The 7,287-nt window shown below is 53.8% G+C and carries 4 protein-coding genes; 3 read left to right on the top strand and 1 reads right to left on the bottom strand.

Going from position 1 to position 7,287, the window contains the following annotated elements:
- Positions 1-946: 946 nt before the first annotated feature.
- The 3 genes from C814_RS15835 to C814_RS15825 all read left to right on the top strand — a co-directional run bounded on the left by C814_RS15835 (position 947) and on the right by C814_RS15825 (position 5,641).
- On the top strand, positions 947-3,070 hold the full coding sequence (locus C814_RS15835) for a hypothetical protein (protein ID WP_016316384.1): 2,124 nt from the start codon (positions 947-949) through the stop codon (positions 3,068-3,070).
- Positions 3,071-3,843: 773 nt separating this feature from the next.
- A complete protein-coding gene (locus C814_RS15830) occupies positions 3,844-4,962 on the top strand; it encodes a DUF362 domain-containing protein (RefSeq protein ID WP_016316383.1) in 1,119 nt (372 codons plus the stop codon).
- A gap of 1 nt (position 4,963) precedes the next feature.
- The gene (locus C814_RS15825; protein ID WP_016316382.1) at positions 4,964-5,641 is read left to right on the top strand and encodes a HEAT repeat domain-containing protein; all 678 of its coding nucleotides are present in this window, start codon (positions 4,964-4,966) and stop codon (positions 5,639-5,641) included.
- Between the two features lie 78 nt (positions 5,642-5,719).
- Here C814_RS15825 and C814_RS15820 read toward each other — a convergent pair whose 3' ends face one another.
- The gene (locus C814_RS15820; protein ID WP_016316381.1) at positions 5,720-7,270 is read right to left on the bottom strand and encodes an FGGY-family carbohydrate kinase; all 1,551 of its coding nucleotides are present in this window, start codon (positions 7,268-7,270) and stop codon (positions 5,720-5,722) included.
- Positions 7,271-7,287 lie beyond the last annotated feature (17 nt).

Raw genomic sequence — 7,287 nt, 5'->3', positions numbered from 1 at the left:
ACACTGAACAGCTGACCGTGGAGGAACTCAGATCTCTTATTTGGCGTTACTTTATGAGCTACTGGAACAACCGCCGTATCTGCTCCGCCAACGGCGGCCTTCCACCCGCTGTCAAGAGAGAGCGCTTCTATCTGTCCCTCACTGCGGCTGCTGCTTAGATCCTATATTCCTTGCGTGAATTGTGTCAACTCATATTGACAAAATCAGATTGAACGTGGGCTACTGATGCCTGCTCTGCCTACCTTGATTGACATATGCAATGCCCTTGGAACCGGAGCTGATTCTATCCTGGCTGCTTACATTGCGGCGGACACTCCGATTCGATGGACACCTCTGGCGGAGAAGTTGGGAGGACTGGACTTGGAGAAGCAACATAAGATTGAAGCTATCCTTGACTGCCTTGTTGAGACAATTTAGCTTGAGATATAACATTGTATAAATCCATAAATCATTGCGTTTCTCCCCTCTTTTATCCACACTTCCTGATATCCTGTATTGGCACAAGAGATTCTCAAGGAGAGTGCTACAAAACGCAGAAAAAACACAATATTTCCTCTTTTCCTGTTTTTAAATTGTCTGCCAGTCATAAGGCAAGAAAGCTGAATGCGGATAATTTTTCCACAGAATATTTCAGATGTCCCGCAGTATTTAAGCTTGGTATACTTACATTAAATTGGAGATTTTGGGGTGTTGTGGCACAGATAGCCTATGAGGTGTTGGAATGAAAATTTTGGGAAAAAAGGTTTGACACCACTATGCAGATGTGGTATAAAAAGGGTGACAAGTAAAGACCATCTATTTTTTAAGTATGCGGCTGACCGTCGCAGAACTATTCCAACTGATGGACTTTGGAGCAGGCGTTTTATACACGGACTGTAATGTTTTCCACGTCTATTCTTTGGGATAGGCGTGGTTTTTCTTGATCTATTTATCAGGAGGTCTTTGAATGTTAACACTGCCTAAACACTTAGCCCCTCACGTCCGGGAACTGAAGCTGATTGCAGGAACAGGCTGCGGTAAGACAAAGTTTGCCGCAAATCTCGCCGCCCCTACTGCCAGGGATATCTTGGAACGATGCGTGGGTGAAACGAACTCCACTATCGTAGATCATCTGCTCGTCTATACTACCGACAAGAACCAGTGCAGCAAGATGACAGTCGCCGTCAAGCACAACAGCAACGCCATCCCATATAGTGCCTTTCAGGAGATTCTTACCTCTGCAACAGCAGCTGTAATCCAGAAGGGTAGGAGTACCGATCCCGATGAGAAGAAGGCCATTGTGGCAATGCGGGAAGCCTTGGAAAAGGAATTGGGAAAGAAGAATAACCTCAAAGCGGTTTTCTCCCTTTTGTTGGATGAAGGCCACGAGGAGTTCATCCGTAACGTGACGGGATGGTATCGAAGTTCTCACCTGTGGGATGAAAATGCCAAACTCTATAACACCGCAAAAAATCTGTCCCAGGAACAGAAGCCCGGAAAAACCAGTATTTCCCTTCTGAGTCTGATCAAAACTGTCGTTCGGGATTGGTTCGATCAGTGTCACCAGGATCAGAAGGACAGTCTCCAGAACATCTACAACAACGTCAACGACAGCCTTTCTCAGCGTTTCTTTAACATCTTTTCTCCCGATTGTTGTTCTGCGGATGGATATTACTACCGCGACCTGGATCTCCAGAACCCAGACGAGGACTTTTGCAGACAGATGTTCACTGCTAACAATTTGCGGAGGGAGACACTTTCCTTGGAGGTTCTGTGTAGCGAGATCGTCATTTATGTCCCCATGGCCGCCGCTATCGCGGATCTGCTCCGGCAAAATCCTGTCTCAGAGAAGGTTTTCAGCGACCCGCAGAACAACTTGGTTTTTGGACTGCGGGATACCCAGGGAGTATTCCATGCTGACCGCGAGGAGGAGCAGAACATTGAGTATTGCTCAGATCTTGTCTATAAAAACACTCCCGATGCGATTCTGGTAATTGCCCCACTCTGGAGCGATCAAAACGAGAAAAAATCTCATGAACTCTACCACCGTATTTTGCAAGACTACCAGAAGGACACGCCTATCTTTCTGATCCATAACAAGCTAGACCTCTTTATAGATACCCTTGTCAAAAATCAGGATAATTTCGATGCCCTAACAGGACTGTCAGTCGGAGATACCGCTGAACTCACACTGCAAGAGGTATACAGTAAAATCCAAGCTCAAATCGAAGGGTTGGACGGGGATTTGCTTACCATCCAAAAGAAGAACGGCAAACGCCTAAATATCTATTCGGTTGCCTGTTTCCTCAAAGCTCTGAACGGAACCCTCTCTTTCGAAGTGCGGAAAGGAATCTCTCAATCCTACAGCCTTTTGAGTGCCTGCCAGAGCATCTTTTCCAACCTTGCGAAAAATCTTGATCAGAACGCCAAGAAGATTGCGTTCATGACTATCCCCGATGAGGAGCAGGTGCTCAGTGTGGACACCACACAGCTCCAGACGACTCTACACATACATTTGAGCAGCGCCGAGACTCAAAAGGCTGTTTTAATCCCCGGTACTCAAAACCTGGGGGAAAACGATGGGATTACTCCCCATGGAAACTCCTACCATGCCATGGGACGGAGGCTTCAGTACGGCGACAGCTATATGGATAGCAATTACACGTCGAATATTAACGAGGACTACTATTACAACTGCAAGAATATTAAGATCACGTTCCCTGCGAACATCAAAAATCTCCTCAGTCCACAGTTCCTCCACACGTTGGTTTTTGAGACACTCATCTTGGAAGGCGGTACGTTCAGAGACAATGGAAACCAAGAGTTTCTGGAAGCGGTGGAAATGGAGTTACGCAAGGAGCAGTACAAAAATGAGTTGGTCAGAACGCTCTTGTATCACGGCGCATTTCTGAAAGCCAGTAGCGGCATGACAGCCTTCAGCTTTAGACGGCAATTCCAAGCTTTCCTTGACTATAGCCGTCCTCTCCTGATACCGGCGAAAGTGGATGAAAACGCCTATGCGGAGGCTCTCCGTGATTTGATTGAGGAGGCTGGCCGCACTGTGATAAGTCGGCGCATTGTATTTGTCTGAGCGTGTTTGCGCATCCAGGAAATTCCCTGGTTTCTGACGACTTCCTTCTATTTTTGTGATCAAAAATCGTACTTTAAACTATTTATCTCTATTTTGCCTACCTTAGCATATATCGCCCCTCGGCACTTCGTAAAGTCCCATTCGCCACACGTTTGATGACATTTTCAAAGAATGCAGGGTTACCACCTACTCCAGCAGCAGGACATGGCCATCACCCAGCTTGACTGATGGGTTCCTCCGTAACAGGACGACAGACATTGATGAACACTAAAAAAATTGCAATGCACGAATTGCCTTATCGAGACGATTTAGGCTTGCAATGTAGAGCAATGTCAGCTATAATAGGGAAGCAAGGTCAAGGATACTATGTCGTAGGGCAATGTGATTTATCCTGTGCAGGGCAATAACACTTAGCCTACGCCATAGAAAAATAAGACCTTGCGTCTGACGACGCGGGGTCTTATTTTTGTCCTCCGGACTATCCTTTCCCTGCCTAACACAAGGATTTTCGGAATATTTTGCACTATATCACCATGGAGTAGGGGCATCCGGCCCAAGGGCCGGGGTGGATAAACGACTTTGCCCCTTACAGAATAAATCACATTGCCCTACGACAATTTCGGTAATACGCTAAGATCAATAGAGGCCCCGCCGTTTATAGCGGCGGGGCTCTTTTTTCTCAGAGGATATCCCTATCAAAGTCATATATTGCAGTTCCCGGCAATCTATGATATCCTGTTTCCATCAGTTTAAAAGAAAGGAACCCAAATCCTATGACACCCTCCAATGTCTACTACACCACCCTCCGGGCCCGCCCTGGCGACAGTCTGCTGAATAAGCTGGAGCGCCTTTTGGACAGGGCCGGCATGGGCAAGATCGACTTCACCAACAAGTACGTGGCCATCAAGATCCATTTCGGTGAGCCGGGGAACCTGTCCTACCTGCGGCCCAACTACGCCAAGGTGGTGGCGGATTTCATCCGCGCCCGAGGCGGCAAGCCCTTCCTCACCGACTGCAACACCCTCTATGTGGGGGGCCGGAAGAACGCCTTGGACCACTTGGAGAGCGCCTATGTCAACGGCTACTCCCCCACCACCACCGGCTGCCACCTGCTCATTGCCGACGGCCTCAAGGGCACCGACGAGGCCTACGTCCCGGTGGAGGGCGGCGCGTATGTGAAGGAGGCCAAGATCGGCCGGGCCGTGATGGACGCGGACATTGTCATCTCCCTGAACCACTTCAAGGGCCACGAGTGCACAGGCTTCGGTGGTGCGCTGAAGAACTTAGGCATGGGCTGCGGCTCCCGGGCGGGAAAGATGGAGATGCACAGCGCCGGCAAGCCCTTTACCAATCGGGACCTCTGCATCGGCTGCGGCGCCTGCCAGCGGATCTGTGCCCACGATGCCCCCGCCATGACCGACGGGAAGATCTCCATCGACCACGCCAAGTGCGTGGGCTGCGGCCGTTGTATCGGACTGTGCCCCGTGGACGCCATCCAGCCTGCCGAGGACGAGGCCAACGACATTCTCAACTGTAAGATCGCCGAGTACGCCAAGGCGGTGGTCCATGGCCGGCCCGGCTTCCACATCAACTTGGTGATGGATGTCTCCCCCTACTGTGACTGCCACGGGGAGAACGATGTGCCCATGGTGCCGAATGTTGGCATGTTTGCCTCCTTCGACCCGGTGGCCATCGACGTGGCCTGCGCCGATGCGGTGAACGCCATGCCCGTGTACATCGGCAGCGCCCTCTACGAGGCGCAGGGGGAGGGCCACTGCCATGAGGACCACTTCGGCGCCCAGCACCCGGAGACCAACTGGAAAAGCTGCGTGGAGCACGCCGAGAAGATCGGCATTGGCCAGCAGGCGTACACCCTGATCGAGGTAAAATAGGATGACCGACAGCACCACTGACTATTTGCAGGACCTGATTGCCCGAATGGGGACTGTGGAGCAGACGGCGGACAGCCGGGACAGTGTGAGCTGGAAGGCCTGCCGGGAGGCGGAAACCCTCGATGACCTATCCCTCCTCCCCCTCTTGGAGGCGATCATCGCCACCCACCCGAAGCCCAAGGAGCGGCAGATCCGCTGTGACGCCTATTTTGTCTACGGGAAAATTTTGAAAAACCACTTCACCGAGGAGGGCTGTGCCTATTTGATCGGCCGCCTCACGATGGAGAAGAACAAGTATGCCCTCTATCCCCTGTTGGACCTCCTCCGTGACCTGCCCATCCCGGCGGAGATGGACATTGCCCCCATCCTTCAGTGCGTCCGCCACGAGCAGTGGACTGTCCGCTACAGCGCCATCCGGGCCCTGGGGGCCTGCTCTGCGGAGGAGAGCCGGGAGGCCCTGCGCTGGTATCTCCGCCAAGAGGATGAGAAGACGTACCGGCAGGAGATCATCTACGCCCAGGCCTCGTTAGGGAGGATCGGCACACCGGAGGATATCCCGCTGATAGAGCCGCGCCTCCGCAGCCGCAGTCGGGATGTAAAGCTCAGCGCAGAAATTGCCATCGAGCGCATCCGCGCCCGTGCCGCCGGAGAACCGGACCCGTGGGAACCCTCCCGCTGACAAGCGCACAATACAGCAGGAGCCAGTCCAAAAGGACTGGCTCCTGCTTTGGTTTTGCACACATCGGCAGACGCGGCACTATTCTTTTACCGCCGCGTCACTAAGCGTATGGGCCAGAGACTTGGTACTCTCATACAAAGCACGGTAAACCTTCTGATAGGTCTCATATACCTTATGCTTCTCCATATCCGGCTCATAGGTCCGGCCAGGCTTAATAAAGCTGGTCAAACTGGCATAGCTCTCAAATCCCGGATGCTTTACCGCCAGCGCCGCCATCATGGCGTCACCGAAGCAGGCCCCCACCGTTTCCAGCGGGGTGTCCACTGGTTTGCCTAAAATGTCGGCAATAATCTGCATCCATACCGGGTTTTGGGTGCCGCCGCCTACGGCGATAATCCGATCCAGATGTACCTCCGGGTGGCTCTCCATCAGGGCGATCTGCTGGGCGATGGAGTAGCCCACAGACTCCAGGGCGCTGCGGTACAGGTGGGCACGGGTGTGGGATAGGGTCAGGCCAAAAACCACGCCCCGGGCCTTGGGATCGTTCACCGGCGTCCGCTCCCCGGCGAAGTAGGGCAGGGTAACAAGCCCCTCGCTGCCGGCGGGGACGGCCTCCACGCCCTCCATCATGGTCTGGTAGGCATCGGGACCGCCCTCCTGCTCCAAGGCCAGGGCCTCAGGGAAGATGTTGTCCCGATACCACTTGGTGAGGCTGCCGGCGGCGTTGGTGCCGGCGGAGATGTCGCAGAGGCCGGGGACAATGAACTCCTCCCGCCAAAGACGCTCGTCATCCACCAAGGTCTCTGTGCCAAGGATCATGTACACGGAGGAGCCAAGCTGCAGCATCATCTGTCCCGGCTTTACCACGCCGGAGCTGATAGCCTCTGCCCCGGAGTCGTCGGTGCCGGTGATCACCGGCGTGCCCTCGGCAAGACCGGTCTCCGCGGCGGCCTTGGCGGTGACAGTCCCGGCGATGTCCGCCGCTTCCTTCACCGTGGCCAGCTGGTCGGGGCGGCAGATGGGCTCGCAGTACTTGGGCACCGGCTGCCAAGTCTTGGGATCATACAGGGGGTTGAAGCTGGCGAGACCCAAGAAGCGGTCCACTACATACTCCCCGGTGAGCTTGGCGGTGATATAGCTGGAGCCGGTGAGGAACTTGTGGGCCTTGGCGTAGACCTCCGGCTCCTTATTTTTGATCCATAAAATTTTGGGCATCACATCGCTGGAGCAGAGAGGCCGGCCATACCAAGCCAAGATCTGCTCCTCGCCGTACATCTCCGTGAGCTGGGCCATCTCGTCGGTGGCCCGGGCGTCGATGCCGTAGAGGATGGCCTTGCGCAGAGGGTTGCAGTCCTTGTCCACAGGCAGGCAGTCCGCCCCCAGGGCGCTGGCGCCCACAGCCTTGATGTCCTTGGGGTCCACCCCGGACTTCTCAATGAGGGCCTTGCTGATGGTGCAAAAATCCCCCCACCAGTCCTTCTCCGCGTCGTGCTCATAGTGATTGGGCTTGGGGTTGGTCATGGCGTGGGTGGTGGCGTGGAGGGCGACGACCTTGCCGCTCTCGTCCATCAGCACGCCCTTGCTGGAGTTGGTACCGGTGTCGATACCCATAAAGTAAGCGTTTCCCATGGTGTCTCTCCTCTTTT

It is taken from the genome of Anaerotruncus sp. G3(2012) (genome assembly GCF_000403395.2).
Lineage (GTDB): Bacteria > Bacillota > Clostridia > Oscillospirales > Ruminococcaceae > Anaerotruncus.
This window is presented reverse-complemented; position numbering and strand designations above follow the sequence as displayed.